Below are 14,611 nucleotides of genomic sequence, written 5' to 3' on the forward strand. Positions count from 1 at the left end.
TCAGCTCGTTTCGCAACCGCACCGGGGTGCTGCTAGTCGTCAGGACATTGCAGGGTGGTTTCGTCGTAGGTGCACGGCAACGACGGGTTACCGGACGAGGTGGCGATCTCTTGAAGGTTCACCAACTGAGAGACCCCATCCGTGTCGAGGGCGCCCTTGAACATCCATACGTCGTCGACCAGGCCGGAGAGGTACTCGCGGTTGGCGTGGTCGTCGGCGGTCTGGCCATCGGCGAACCGGCGGCCGATCTGCACCGGACCGGTCGCGTTGAAGCCGATCACACCGGTCTTGGCCGAACTGTTGGTGGCACTGGCGTCGACGGCACCGTTGACAAACAGCGTCATGGTGCCGGTGGCGGCGTCATAGGTCAGCGCCAGGTGGTCGGGGCCGGAGTCGGTGCAGACGTTGCAGGGCTGCCCGTGGTAGGCCGTCGCGCGGACCGGGTTGTCTCCGTCGGCGGACGGCATCTCGATCTCCCACTTGCCCAGGTACTCGTCAGCCGGATCGTCGCGGTCTGGATCCCATCCGGGGTTCTTGGTAGCGCGCGGGTTGAACCGGACGGTGAACGCGCTCTGCTCCGTCCCGGCGGCCGAGAACACGGTCATCGGGACGGTGGGTTTGGCCGCGTCAACCCAACCGGCGATTGTGAAACTGCCGTCGGTGCGCACCACCGGATCGGCCTGTGCCCACTCCCCGCCGCCGGTGCGCGCGCCGTCCAGAGCAAGGCATCGTCCGGTCAGTTGGACGCAGGTCTCGTCGTCGGTCTTGATCTCGGCGCCCCCCTGAAGGGTGAGGGCATGGCCGGCGCCCGAATCGTCGGGGACCGTGACGTCGGTGCCCGCGGGGCTGTTGAGCCGCCACCGCGCCTGGACGGTGGGCCGGTACCAGCCGGTCACGCTGGAAAGCGTCACGGCTCGGTCGAACACGCGCACGTCGTCGATCTCGCCGCTGAAGTACTCCCCCACGCTGCCCGCGGTCAAGGTGCGGCCCATGGCGAACTTGCCTCGACTGGTGGTCCAGGTGCTCATGTCCGCCACGGCGGGATTGCTCTGGGATTTGCCGTTGATGTACAGGGTGAGGTTCTTGGCGTTAGCGTCGTGGACGGCGACCAGGTGCACCCACTGGCCGACGCGGACCTGTTCGTCCGACAAGGCGGTGGCCACGGTGGCGTCGGCGCCGTCCTTGGTGCGCACGACGGCGGCCCACTTGTTGGTCCAGTCGGCCTGCCCGCGAGTCCCACCCACGTATTTGAGCTGGAAGGCGGCCCCGCTCAGGCCGTCTTGGCTGAGGACGGTCTGGTAGCCCTCGTCCTTGGTGAGCTTGGCCCACACCGACACCGAGAAGCTCTTGGCCGGGTTGATCAGTGGCACGCCCATCTCGGCATAACCGAAGCTGCCCGGGTCGCTGTCGGAGTTGAGCACCAACGAGGTCGAACGGATTCGGGCGGGGTTGCCGGTGGTGTAGTCGGTGCCGACGAGCTTGGCGGTGTTGACGGAGGTGATTTTCCAGAGTTGGCGGTCGCTGCCGTCACATCCCCACTGGACGATGGTGGCGTTGTTGGCCGTGGAGGCGCCAAACACGTCGATGCAGCGGCCACTGCGCTTGGAAACCAGCTCGAAGCCATCGTCACGCTTCTTCTTCGTCCAAACCTGGTTGGTGGTGTCGTAGCAACCCCACTGCCACACCTGAGCACCATCACCGTCAGCGCCAACATCGGCACACTTGTTGCTGTTGACATTAACGAGTTTGTAGTCGTCCCCACCCATCGGATCCAGTCGCCACCGCTGGCTCAATCCACCATCGCACTCGTACTGGACCGTCTTGCCCGTCGGCCCGTTCTCTGTGCTTTTGCCGTTGACATCGAAGCATTTGTCAGAATGGGCAGCGACGAGGCTGTAGGTGTTGTTAATCGAGGTTATCTTCCACAGTTGACGGTCGCTGCCGTCGCAAGTCCACTGGACGATTGTGGCGTTATTTTCCGTTGACGCGCCGAGCACATCAACGCAACGGCCACTGCGTTTGGAGAGCAGTTCGAAGCCGTCGTCCCGCTTCTTCTTGGTCCAGATCTGATTGGTGGTGTCGTAGCAGCCCCACTGCCATACCTGAGCCCCGTCACCATCGGCACCGACATCCGCGCATTTGTTGCTGTTCATATTGACGATCTTGTAATCGTCACCGCCCACCGGATCCAACCGCCACCGCTGACTCAACCCATCGTCGCAGTCGTACTGCACCGTCTTACCGGTCGGCCCGTTCTCCAGGCTGCGTCCATTGACGTCGAAGCATTTGCCGGATAGCGCCGACACGATCTGGAAGGTGTCACTACCGGTGATCTCATTGAGTAGGACATGGGAACCGGCAGGGTCGTCCAGTTTCCAGTGCGCCTCTTCAGCTGCCATGTTGCGGATACGGAACTGGTAGGTGGGGGCACTGCCTGGTCTTCCGGCCCGGTCGACCGCCCACACGTCCATCTTCCAGTCGCCCTTGACGTCCGGGGTTTTGGAGAAGGTGCACTGTGTGGCCGTGCAGCCCGGCGACGGTGAGGCGCCCAGGTTCTTCCACTGGATCGGTTCGGCGGCGCGGCCGGGCGGGGTGAACTGCACACCGAACTTGGACAATGGCTCGCTGTCGGCCGCCGCGGTGACGGTAAAGTCGCCGGGCTGGCCGACTCCGTCATGTTCGGCGCCGTCATTGGGGTACTTGGTGGAGGTGATGGTGGGCGGCTTGGGGTTGGCGTCGTCGTAGACGAACCAGCACTTGTGCCCTTGCCCGCCGGCGGTGGTGGCAACGTCGGTCCACACTCCGACGCCCTGCCAGTGCTGCCAGTTGTCGTCTTCCTGGTTGTCCTTGAAGTCGTGGCCGCGCACCATCCAAGCGATCGGGACGTTCTTGGGGATGCCGCGGGAGGTCGCCAGGCTGGACAGCGACTTGGTGAAGGTGGTGCCGGAATTTCCGCCGCCAGAGGTCAGCGGGGCGGAGTCCGGGCCGAGCCCGCCGGCACCGATCCGCCACTGGAAGTTCGCGCCATTGGCGTCGCCCCATCCGACGAGGAACTCGGCCTGGACGCGGTCGCTGCTCTGCGGGTCGGTGATCTTTGCGGACATGGTCGGCCAGACCCGCACATAGGGCTTGCTGGCGTCGTTGGCGCCGCACGGGTAGTAGCCGCCCTCGGCCTGCAGCTGCACGTTGGTCGGGGCCTTGGGCGGCAGGTTGTACAGCACGCGCAGGACCGCGTCGTTGTTGAACCGCTTCCAGTACTTGGTGGAACTCTCACTACCGGCCTTCAACCCCAGCCACAGCGTGCCACCGCCGTCCGCGGTCTTTTGCACCTCATCCTTCAGGCGCGCGTCCTGGAACACCACGGTGTTGTTGGCGCAGCCGACACCCTCGTTGCCGTAGTTGAAGCTCTTCTCAGCGACCTTGCGCTGCCAGAACCCCGAGGCGTTCTGGGTGTTCCAACTCGTCGAGCCGCTGACCCCCTTGGTCCGCCACAACTCGGCCTCGGCGGGGGTGCAGTTGTAGGCACCGGTCTGGTACGGCTTGAACTCCACCGCGAGAACGTTGGTCTTCATCACCGCCGACGGCAGTGTGAACTTGTAGAACAGCCGCTTGGTAATGGTTCCGCCGCACTGCCCGCCCATGTAGGGGTCGCTGTCGGAGCAGTACCCCATCCCCTCGTCCTCCCAGGAGGAGTCGCTGTACTTGGTCGACACCATGACTGCGGCCGACTCCCCCGGTCCCTGCCAATCGGGATCGATGTAGACCGGGAACTTGGTGGTCGTCCCAGTCAGCAGCGCCTGATCCGGGGTCAGCTTCAGCATTCCGCCGCTGACAGCGGTCTTCACCGCCGCCCGCTGCACTCCGTCCGCCGGGTCCTCGCTGGGCCCAGCCAACGATCGCTTGGACGCCGAAGAGGGGGATGGCGAAGGCGTCGCCCTGCTTGATGACTGGGTAGGCGTGGACGGCGCGGCGCCGTCTCCGGCGGGCTGTCCAGAGGAGTCCCACATGTACGGCTCGGCGGCCCGGAAGACGGTTCCGCCGGCCGCCTCGTCGATGGCGGTCAGGCCACCGGCTCCGTCGCCCTGCACCTTCAGACGGTCAGCTGTCAGCTTGAGCTGCAGTTCCTTCAGCTCGGGCCGCTGGGCGGCCGCGGCGGTCTTCACCACCAGGACATGGCGAAACCCGTCCCCGACGGCCCGGAGCACCAGGTCAACATCGGGCAACACGTTTTGATAAGTCGCCGTATCACCATCGACGACCGGGATCGGCAGGCGTCCATAAGGCCATGTCAAGGCCAGTTCTCGACCTGCGCGGGTCATCCGCGCGAACGGGCCGTCCCCGCCTCCCGAGAATGCCAGGCCCACCGTGGTCGCTCCCGGCACCAATTCCCCGTTACTGCGACGGGTCAGCTTGGTGTCGACCGGCACCCACTTGCCGCCCCGCCGCGTGCGGACAGGGCGGGAACTCATCGTGGCCTCAAGTTCGCCATCGGGCAACGCGCGCACTTCTCGCTGGGCCCCGGTCAGCGAGGACACCACGACCGGCTTGTCCCACTTCTTCGCGGCGGCTACGGCCTCGTCCTGAGACACCATCGACTCGGGAGCCTCGCCCGCCCGCGCCATCGGCACCGAACCGAACGCCCTGACCTGCAACAACGCCAACGCCAGCAGGACGGCCAACGCACTCGCGCATAGCCGAAAACGTGCCGAGAACATATATCTGCCCTTACGGGCACTGTCAAGGCCAAGATGAGAACTAAGGCCCACACGTGCCCCCAAGGACATAAGGCTGCCATAAAGTCGCCTTAACCTAACCCGGCGGATGATCTACGGGAAGAGATGCCAGTCAAAGTCGTTTGTGATTCAGATCACAGTAGTAATGAGTGCTCTCGAGAGCCTTGTCGAGCGTCCTATCCCCGCTCTCCATAACAGTCACTTCGAGCGATCAAGATGGTGCCGAGAGTGGCGGCTACAGCACGCTCACCCGAAGGAGACTTCACAACTCCGCTGGGGTCGCGACGACACAGCCACCCGGCCGCGGCCGCTGCCTCAGCGACTCGCCGGGCAGGGTCACCTGATGACCGGCAGCCAACCCGGATTGGAAAGCGAGGAACCTGCGGCCGCCACATTCGACCGGTTCAAGCGAGACAGGAACTCCTCGGCGTCGCAACCTCACTTCCTTCCGCTCGTGACTTCGCGGTCAGGCCGACGCGAGAGCTGCTGGGGTAGTGATGGTCATTGAGTCATCTGGCGGGCGACTTCCAGGTGGGGGTTGGGCGTGGTGGCGGCGACATAGAGCCTGCGGCTCTTTCCGCGGATGGCGCAGTGCCACCAGCCGGACGCCGGGTCGTCGGTGAAGGCAGCACCGACGATCGCGCGAGTGGTGGTGTCCGCGACGATGAAGCTCTCTTCATCACCGATGAGCTCGTACTCCTTGTTGATCCTGTGGCTGGTGTCCATCAAGCCGGACCTTTCGAGGCTGGTAAGCCAGAGCGTCGTCCGGGGATTGAGCACGAGAGCGTCTTTCGAGTAGCTGGGCGCAACGGCGGGTTTCTCGACCCGACTTGCTTCCCATGCGGATCGGTGTGGCGCGCCTCAGACCTCGGCGCCAGCTGCATAACCGGGGGCACGGCGATGAAAGGCGGTCGCCGTTGCACCGTGCGTAGAGGAGGGCATGGCGGCACCAGACCACGGGGGCGACAGCCTGATACCGCCATGCCCGCTCGCGGGGGGATTCACAGCGCGGCCGAGGCAACGCATGGTTGCCGTCGGCCGCGCCGCAGCCCTCCCCAGGCGGGGCCACTTGAGCTCCGCCCTTCCGCGCCCGCTCGCGGCCACACCATCCCGGGGGGGCCGGACCGGCAGTGGGGCAGGGGAGGTGGGGACGATGCGAGAGCGAAAGCTCCCCAGCCGGTCCGCTTCAGCGTCGTCCCCGGCTTGTGAAAGATCGACATCGGCCGGCCTCGGAGAGCAACTGCTGTACCCGGAGGGCCAGCGCAGCCTCGGTGTCGGCCTCGACCAGCCGAACGCCGTACTCCGCCCACGGCCACGGCAGCATGGCGAACCAGTGCCGGGTGGCGTTGCCGTACCAGTGCATGATGCCTACCGGTATCTGGAGCGCTGGCTGTGCGCGTGCCGCCAGGATTGGCGCCCCAGGTGCGTCCATGGGGAGCGGGGGCCTGGAGGTGTTCGGCTGTGCTACCACCGATGCTCCGCCTGCACCCTCGGGAACGTTCGCCCAGGTCACCATGATTGCTCTCCGGACTCAGCAGTAGGTGCGCGATTCGTCGTGGACGCGGCGGCACGTCCCCGGGGGTAGGACGTGCCGCCGCGCCGCTGAAGAGCCGCCCGCCCGGTGATGCCGGCCACCGGGCGGGCGGCGGGCACGGCCCCTGGATGCGTCCGTGCCGGTGGTGCGGCCTCGCCTGCGGCGATCCCTGCGCCGGGCGTCCGGCCGCACATTGGGGTGGGCGCGGCGGTCGATGCCGCGCGCATCCGCCGCGCCCACGTCATGAGAGGCGTCCTGTGGGCTGGCCTTCGATCAGGCCATGGGGAAGCGCGGACATCAGCGTGGCCAAGAGCGCGTAGGTGCGTGAGCGCTCGGTGCTGTCGAAATCGTCTGTCATGCCCGACCCCCTGCTGCGATACGCAGTGGTGTTCCGGTCACAGAAAGTGAAGCGTTGACAGGTGCCGCAGGTCAGCGCCAATGAGCGGATGACCCCGGACAACACCGGATGACCTGCGGATGGCGCTCGCCTCCCCGACCCCGATGGGGCACCCTGGGACAGCGGAGGTGGTGCCGATGACCGCTGAGGAGGTTCCGCTTTGGAGCCGACGCCTGAGGACCGCACGCGAGGCGAAGGGCTGGGACATCCCCGAGGCGGGCGAGTACCTCTGGCGCGGACTCGGCAAGAGCGTCCGGCGCGACAGCGCCCGCCGGATGATCGACAACTGGGAACGCGGCAGGCACAGACCGCGTGGCCGCAACCTCCGCACGATGTGCCAACTACTGAGCCTGGATCCGGGCAGCCTCTTCGATGACGAAGACACCCGGGCGTGTGCGTCGTCAGAAGACGAAGCCGCGCATCTCCTCATCACCTTGAAGGCCGAGGCGCTCGACCTGGCGACCTGGGCAGAACGGACCAATGTGGGCGACACCACCGTCAGCTACCTCGCCGCAGCCACCCAACGCCTCGCCCGGGACTACCTGTCGAAGGCGCCGGCTCCGATCCTCGCCGAGGCCGCAGAGTTGTACCGGCGCACCGCCGACCTCCTACGCGGTGGCCGACAACACCTCCGCCAGTCCCGCGATCTGCACATCATCGCCGGGCAACTGCTGGCCTTCCTGTCATGGGCGTCCTCAGACCTCGGGGAACCCTCCGCCGCCGAGGCGTACGCCTCTGTCGGATGGGTGATGGCGGAGCAGGCCGACCATGACGCGCTCCGCGCGATGGTGCTCACCGCACAGTCCAAGAACGCGTTCTGGGAAGGCCGCTACCGCCAGGCCGCCGAACTGGCGCGCCAGGGCCAGCAGTACGCACCCTCCACCGAGGCCAAGGTCCTGCTCGCCTGCCAGGAAGGCGACGCTCACCAGGCACTCGGCGACCTCGGACGAGCGCAGGAGTCGCAACGCAGAGCCCAAACAGCACGCGAGGCCATCACTGCCGAGACAGAGGTGGGCGGACTGTGGGCCTGCGGCCGAGCCCGGCAAGCCAACTATGCGGTGGGAGTCCACCTGCGGGCGCGAGACACCACCAGCGCCCTCGCCAGCGTCGCCGAGGCCCACCAGGCATACGCCGCCGGTGAGCTGTGGGCCTACGGGACATGGGCGCAGATATGCCTGGGCGCCGCAACCGCCTACGTCTTCAAGGGCGAACTCGACCATGCGCTCGAAGAACTGACACGCCTTGCCACGCTGGTCAACCGGCTCGGCGAGGTCGACCAGCACCTCGCCCACCGCAGATTCCACGGCAGCCGCGCCGCTCTGACCCTGCGTCAGCAGATCACCGAATACCAAGCGGACGCGCTCACAACCAAGGCGATCACCACGGGAGACCAATGACCTCCGCATCCGAGAGCATGCGCGACCACTGGTGGTGGCGGCCCGGCTGGAGGATCGGCCGCCGCATGTACACCTGGCACTTCACCTTCGACGACCAGCACGAACTGCACCAACTCGTCCTCGCCTACCAGAAGCGCCTGGCGCACCTACCTGGCCTCGACCCGATCCCGCTGCAATGGCTGCACCTCACCACCCAAGGCCTGGCATTCGTCGACGAAATCCCCACCGAAACAGTCGACGCCGTGGTCTCCGCCACACGCACCCGCCTCGCAGACATCCCACCCGCGTCGGTGACCGCCGGACCGGCCATCGTCGACCCCGAGGTCGTACGCCTACGCATCACACCGATCGACACACTGATCCCCATCCGCGCGGCGATCCGCGCCGCCATCACCGACATCGTCGGCAACGTCAACGAACCCGAAGAGTGGAACCCACACATCAGCATCGCCTACAGCAACACCCAAGGTGCAATGGCACCGATCACTGCCGCCCTCACCAAAGAACTACCGCCCGCCCACGCGGAGATCAACTCGGTACAGCTCATCATCCTGGGACGCGACGAACACCGCTACACATGGGACACTCAGGCCACCCTCCCCCTAACCGGCTGACACCCGCCAGCACGGATGACGAGGTCGCGCGCGCTCTCCGCTTGCTGAGACGCCCGGACGGGCCCTCCTCTTGGCCAGCGATCCGCCCGTGTGATGAACCCTTGTTCAGTCCATGGGCCCCGTCCGCGACGCGGCGGACGGTCGTCCGCAAAAACAGCGCGAACCGTCCGCGCCGACAGATGCCGTCCAGACAATGGACGGCTAGCGTCCTACGCGCCCCATCAGCACCGAAGCCTGGCTAGATTGAGTCGCTCGCCAGCTTCCCTCCGCCGAACCAGACAGGCCTGCCGGACGAGCCCCGGTCATCGGACGGCGCCACGGCATAACCGGTGACTTGGCTAGCGAACCGTGAAACTGTAACACCTGCGGACCAAAAGCCCCTTCGCCTCCAGTCGGCGAAGAAGAGCGAAGAAGTCGGCTCCCGTCCGCGTCCCCGCCGCGGTGACCACGTGCCGTCGAAGAACGCCTCGCGCCGGTTCAGCGCGTCCGACACCTTCGGCCTCTCGTCTCGGCTCGTTTGGACCGCCGCGCCGCCATCCGGTCCGCCGGAGCCGTGGACCGCAGCCCCAATCGCCACTCCACCGCACGGCAGGCGCCCCGCACTCGATACCCGTCGTTCCACACCTCGGGTCGGTCCCCGTCCGACCGCGCCAAGGTCGCCACGATGTGGATGTGGTCCTCGGCATGGCGAACGGCGACCCACCGGACACTGTCCTCATCCCCGTCCGGCACAAGCCCGGTCTGGGCCATCACTTCGCCCGCGACCTCCGCCCACTGCCGATCACTCAGAATCGGATCCTCAGGCGCCGCGCGAACCGACGGATGCCACACCGGGCTTCCGGTAATCGCACTCCCCCAAAACGCCACCTGAAATTGCGCCTACCGTCCGCGCGCAGAGCCAGCTCTAGCTCAGCCGCGCTCCGAAAGCCCGTCCACGATGTGGGGATCGCGATGCTCCCCGTGTCGCCCCGCCCTCTACAGATACCGAATCAGGCCCTGCCCCCGTACACCAGGCAGATCCTTCCCGTTCAACGCTCGATCACGGGATCGAGGAAGGCGGCAGCCCAGTCCGGCCGTAGACCGTCGCCCACGCCTCCCGCAACGCGTAAGCCGTGGGCCGGCGCCACCAACGGACACGCACTGACCGCCATCCGGTCACCCGCCGCAGCCCGCACGATAGCGCACGCTCGTCCACAGACAACGAGAGCCTCGCCGACCTTGTACGACGCGGCGTGCGATGCGCACGCCGCGACAACACCGCCGTCCGCTGCCACACCTCACTCCCCCGACACAGCCCGCCGCTTCCCGGATCGCGCCCGATCCCCACCACACGCTGGACCGCGCCCGGTCCAGTCGCCATATGTGCACGATTTCCATTTCTAATAAGGGTCGTCGCGTCGGAAGCCTGTTCCATTTCAGGCCCACGGAGGCCCAGGGCAAGACCGGCGGACGCGGCCCGCCGCAGTGGTGGCGCTTGGTCGATCCAAGCGCGCCACTGCGCCGGAGCACGGCAGGTTGGTGATCGTGGTTCGAGCCGCCCGCACGGTTCACCCCTCGTCCTCATCCGAGCCTTCGAGCTCTGACTCAAGACTGGGGCCCGCGCGGGTCGCTGGGATCGCGAACGGCTCCATCGGAGGCCAGGCCACGAGCCTTGTTATTAGAGCGCCGCGCGTTCCCTGCCAGGTCAGATCCACATTCGAACTCGCCGGGTGATCAAGGAGAAAGCCCACGTGAAAGTATTCTGCGGCGTGGACTGGGCCGAATCCCACCATGACATCGCGCTGGTCGACCAGGACGGGCGACTGCTGGCCAAGCGCCGGATCAAGGACAGTGCCGAAGGGTTCACCGAGCTGCTGCAGATGCTCGCCGACGCCGGCGACGACCCCGCCACCGCCATCCCCGTGGCGATCGAGACCCCGCGCGGCCTCCTCGTCGCCGCACTGCGCGGCACCGGACGCAAGGTCTACTCCATCAACCCAATGGCTGTCGCCCGCTATCGTGAGCGCCACACCGTGGCCCGCAAGATATCCGACCACGTCGACGCGATGACGCTGGCCAACATCCTGCGCACCGACGCCCACGCCCATCGGCCGCTGCCCGACGACACCGAACTCGCCCGCGCCATCTCGGTACTGGCCCGCGCCCACCAGGACGCCACCTGGCGGCGCACCAAGGCCTCCAACGAGCTGCGCTCGCTACTGCGCGAGTACTTCCCCACCTTCCTAGACGCCTTCGCTGGCAACACCACCAATCTGGGCAGCCGCGACGCCCGCGCCATGCTGGCCATCGCACCGACCCCGGCGGCCGCCGCGAAGTTGTCGCGCACCCGCATCGCTGCGGCGTTGCGCCGGGCGGGCCGCCAACGCGGTATCGAGCAACTGGCCGAGAAGCTCTACCACGCCCTGCGGCGGCCGCAACTGCATCACCCGCCCCTGGTCGAAAAGGCGATGGGCGAGCAGGCCTGCGCGCTCCTGGCCGTCCTGGACACCGAATGCACCAACGTCGACCGACTCGGCCAGGCCGTCGCCGAGGCCTTCGTCCAACACCCCGACTACGAGATCATCACAAGCTTTCCCGGACTGGGCGATCACCTCGGCGCCCGGGTGCTCGCCGAAGTCGGCGACGACCCGACCCGGTTCGCCGACGCCCGCGGGCTCAAGGCCTACGCCGGATCAGCGCCAGTCACCCGCGCCTCAGGACGCAGCGTCTCCATCACCCACCGCGTCATCAAGAATGACCGCCTGGCCGCCGCCGGCTTTATCTGGGCATTCACCGCTTCCACCAACCATCCACCAGCCCGTGCCCACTACCAACGGCGACGAGACAGCGGAAGCCGGCATCCCGCCGCCCTGCGTCATCTGTTCAACCGCATGCTCGGGCAGCTCTACCACTGCCTGCAAACCAGACAGCTCTACGACCCGATCAAGGCCTTCGCCCCGCCCGTCACCGCAGCGACTTGACGCCTTAACGCCATCGGAGGTCTTGCCCCGCGTCAGCGGAGCCTCCAGCGGAGTGCTCGTGCCCATGCTGGGTCAGCCTTGGGTTACACCGCACCCGTCCCCGTAGGACACCGAGCGACGACATCCGGACCGAACTAGGGCACAGCGAGTAGGACGGCTGCGGCCAGAAGGAACGTCTGTCCGTCCTCCGACGTCGCGACCCCTGTCTGGGCACGGGAGTGTAGGGGTCCGCGGCATCAGCGTCGCAGGTCAACGACACTCCGTCACAGAACACCCTCAGACGACTACTCTCTGTGTAAAGTTGGCGCCAAGGTCGTTCAACTCTCATGAAAGGTGCCCGTCTCTGATGTTCGAGCCGCAGAGTGGTCGCCTTCTCGCCTCTGCCCTGCGGCCTGGCGGAGTAGCGAGGTGTGACCTTGCAGGGCAGGAGAAGCGGTCAGCGGCATTCTGCGGACTCGAAGGACAGCAAGGGAACGGACGTTCGGTTGTACACGCCCGCCGAGGCGGCGGCGATGCTGCGGGTGCGCGAATCATGGCTGCGCAAGAAGGCCAGTGCACGGGTGATCCCTTGCACCTTCATCGGCAAGCATCTGCGTTTCAGCGAACACGATGTGGCCGCGATCATCACGGCTGGGGCTAAGCAGCCGCTCGGCCGTCGGGGGCGCGCCTGCCCCTGAAGGGCGTTTCGACCACACAGGAGGAGTACGTCATGGCGTATGCCGAGAAGCGGGGAAGCAAATGGCGGGTCCGGTATGTACGGCCGGACGGCAGCAGCGCGTCAGAGTCGGGCTTCGACACCAAGACCGCCGCGCTGCGGTGGGGACAGGAACATGAGACGGGGATCCGACAACATACCTGGAGCGACCCCCGTGACGGGGCCGCGTTACTAGCGGACTGGGTCGAGCTCTGGTGGGCCGGCCAGGACCTGGAAGCGACCACCGAAGCCAAGTACCGATACCTGATCGATCACCACATCCTTCCAGCGTTCGGCAACCGACCAGTCAGCACGTTCACCAGCCCGGAGGAGATTGTCGCGTGGGAGAAGCGAACGCGGACCGGCGGCTTCTCCCACCGGACCGCAGCCGACGCCCGATCCCTGCTTGGAACGATCCTCGGCGACGCCAAGGAACGTGGGTTGGTCCCGACGAACGTCGCGGTCAAGCGGCGTGGACGTGGCCGGAAGCGAGCACGGCGCGCCATCGCGGTCCGGGGACCCGAGAAGGTCTGGGCGACGCCGTTGCAGGCGCTCCTGTTGGCTGAGCGGTGTGCCCTGCTCTCGGGGAGGGACGACGACTTTGTCATGATCGTCACGGTCGCCTACACCGGCGTACGGTGGGGCGAGGTGAATGGGCTGGAGCGGCCTGCCTGCCGCCTCGACCAGCTCCGGATCGACTGGCAACTTCGCGAACTGGCCGGTCGGGTGGAGAAGGTTCCGCCCAAGGACGATTCCCATCGTCCGGTCGACCTACCGACCTTCCTCTCGGCGCTGCTGTCAGGACAGAGCACCCGCACCACCGGGCGCTGCACATGTCCTGGTCGCAGACCCGAGTGTGGGGGCCACGGACAGTACCTGTTCCTCGGCACCGGCGGCGGGCACCACCGGCGCTCCACCTACGCGCGCCGTGTCTTCCAGCCGGCGGCGGACGGCCAGTACCCAAAGGCACCCGTGTGGCTGGCAAGCGCGTACTGGTGAACACCGGCGTGTGGCCGGGAGTCCCACTTCCTGCTTGGCCTGATGCCATCGCAGGGCAGCCGTTCCATCCGCCCAGAGGCAAAGGAGTCCGCATCACCACCGAAGCGGACTCGCCCTCGGTGTGGCTCCCGCTCCTGGAGGGGCTCACACCACACGGACTGCGCCACGGTCACAAGACCTGGATGATCGAGGACGGTGTGCCCGAAGTGCTTCAAGCCGAGCGGCTAGGGCACACCCTCCCGGGCATTCGCGGCGTGTACTCCCATGTCTCCGATGCCATGCGAACCGAGCTGAAGGCCAAGCTCCAACGGCGGTGGGAGGAAGCTCTGCGCGAGAGGCTCCTGCTCAGCGCGACATCCCCGGTCCCGCTACTCAACGAGCTTCTGGAAACCGCTCAGCAGAAGAAGAGGAGACCCGAGCTCAAAGCCGTGAGCGCCTAGCGCGGTGTAGCCGGAGGTGGGGTGGAGTCGGCACAGCCCGCCGCCCCACCTTCGACTACACAGAGTGACGAAACAGGCAAGCTTCTCGTGACCTCGTTTGACTGGGAGGGAGATGATCTCCCAGATTCCTCCCAGTTGATCACTCGGGCGCTGGGGCCGGAGTGCGGGAAGGCCAGTGGGGTAGGAGTGGGCGATACTGGGTTCGAACCAGTGGCCTCTTCGGTGTGAACGAAGCGCTCTCCCACTGAGCTAATCGCCCTTGCTCGTCGGTCGTGTGGGGGTGGCCGACGTCGGAAACTCTAGCGCATGCGGGGGGATGGTCGCGCGTCGGTTTCGGGGGCGCGGTCGGCCGTCAGTTCCAGAAGGTCGGGTCTTCCACGTTCCAGGGGAGGTTGAAGCCGTAGACCACCAGGTAGGCGATCACGGCGGCGCCGGCCAGGAGGCCCGTCAGCACGGCGAGGATGGTGTTGCGGCGCTTCTTGCGGGGGTCCAGGGCCTTCTCCTTGGCGCGCTCGGCGGCGGCCTTGGCGCGGCCCAGGGCGCGTTGGGCCCAGGCGAACTCGGTGGCGAGGATCGCCAGGCCGAGGACGATGGCGACGATGCCCGGTCCGGGGGTGACCATCATCACCAGGCCGCCCACGAGGACGGTGGCGCCGACGGTGAAGACGCCGACGCGCCAGGCGGTGTTGAGGATCGTGTTGCGCCTGACCCGCTCGCGGAACCGGTGGAAGGCGCCCGCTTCCGCGTCCTTTTCATTGTTTATTGCCACGTTTTTACCTTAAGGCAGCGGGTCGGCCAGGCGCCGACTGGAGCGTTCCACGTACCCCCTCGATCGTGACACAT

At 66.6% G+C, this 14,611-nt stretch carries 10 protein-coding genes and 1 tRNA gene; 6 read left to right on the top strand and 5 right to left on the bottom strand.

Features of this window, described 5'->3' with window-relative positions; all coding sequences use genetic code 11:
- Positions 1-32 precede the first annotated feature (32 nt).
- Together GNZ18_RS22810 and GNZ18_RS22815 are read right to left on the bottom strand one after the other, a co-directional pair.
- Positions 33-4,679, bottom strand: coding sequence for an RICIN domain-containing protein (locus GNZ18_RS22810; protein WP_173390860.1), 4,647 nt, complete (start codon positions 4,677-4,679; stop codon positions 33-35).
- A gap of 555 nt (positions 4,680-5,234) precedes the next feature.
- Positions 5,235-5,459, bottom strand: a complete 225-nt coding sequence (locus GNZ18_RS22815) for a hypothetical protein (RefSeq protein WP_156218587.1) — start codon at positions 5,457-5,459, stop codon at positions 5,235-5,237.
- 1,342 nt (positions 5,460-6,801) lie between these two features.
- Between GNZ18_RS22815 and GNZ18_RS22820 the strand changes: the two genes are divergently transcribed.
- Positions 6,802-8,061, top strand: coding sequence for a helix-turn-helix domain-containing protein (locus GNZ18_RS22820; protein ID WP_156218588.1), 1,260 nt, complete (start codon positions 6,802-6,804; stop codon positions 8,059-8,061).
- A 65-nt stretch (positions 8,062-8,126) separates the two neighbouring features.
- A complete protein-coding gene (locus tag GNZ18_RS22825) occupies positions 8,127-8,675 on the top strand; it encodes a 2'-5' RNA ligase family protein (protein WP_216651414.1) in 549 nt (182 codons plus the stop codon).
- A gap of 477 nt (positions 8,676-9,152) precedes the next feature.
- Here GNZ18_RS22825 and GNZ18_RS44065 read toward each other — a convergent pair whose 3' ends face one another.
- Positions 9,153-9,542, bottom strand: a complete 390-nt coding sequence (locus GNZ18_RS44065; protein WP_376766281.1) for a relaxase/mobilization nuclease domain-containing protein — start codon at positions 9,540-9,542, stop codon at positions 9,153-9,155.
- 863 nt (positions 9,543-10,405) lie between these two features.
- On the opposite strand from GNZ18_RS44065, the gene GNZ18_RS22830 reads away from it, so the two are divergent.
- The 4 genes from GNZ18_RS22830 to GNZ18_RS22845 all read left to right on the top strand — a co-directional run bounded on the left by GNZ18_RS22830 (position 10,406) and on the right by GNZ18_RS22845 (position 13,768).
- Positions 10,406-11,635, top strand: coding sequence for an IS110 family RNA-guided transposase (locus GNZ18_RS22830; RefSeq protein WP_446678409.1), 1,230 nt, complete (start codon positions 10,406-10,408; stop codon positions 11,633-11,635).
- 410 nt (positions 11,636-12,045) lie between these two features.
- Positions 12,046-12,312, top strand: coding sequence for a helix-turn-helix domain-containing protein (locus GNZ18_RS22835; RefSeq protein ID WP_312874679.1), 267 nt, complete (start codon positions 12,046-12,048; stop codon positions 12,310-12,312).
- Positions 12,313-12,344: 32 nt separating this feature from the next.
- A complete protein-coding gene (locus GNZ18_RS22840) occupies positions 12,345-13,328 on the top strand; it encodes a tyrosine-type recombinase/integrase (protein WP_156218590.1) in 984 nt (327 codons plus the stop codon).
- Positions 13,329-13,510: 182 nt separating this feature from the next.
- Positions 13,511-13,768, top strand: coding sequence for a hypothetical protein (locus tag GNZ18_RS22845; RefSeq protein WP_156218591.1), 258 nt, complete (start codon positions 13,511-13,513; stop codon positions 13,766-13,768).
- 187 nt (positions 13,769-13,955) lie between these two features.
- Here the strand turns inward: GNZ18_RS22845 and GNZ18_RS22850 are convergent.
- Positions 13,956-14,027, bottom strand: a tRNA-Val gene (locus GNZ18_RS22850).
- Between the two features lie 93 nt (positions 14,028-14,120).
- Positions 14,121-14,537: a PGPGW domain-containing protein gene (locus tag GNZ18_RS22855; protein ID WP_214619821.1), complete on the bottom strand. Its 417-nt coding sequence runs from the start codon at positions 14,535-14,537 to the stop codon at positions 14,121-14,123.
- Positions 14,538-14,611: the final 74 nt, after the last annotated feature.

The sequence above is a fragment of the Actinomadura litoris genome (genome assembly GCF_009733595.1).
Classification (GTDB): domain Bacteria; phylum Actinomycetota; class Actinomycetes; order Streptosporangiales; family Streptosporangiaceae; genus Spirillospora; species Spirillospora litoris.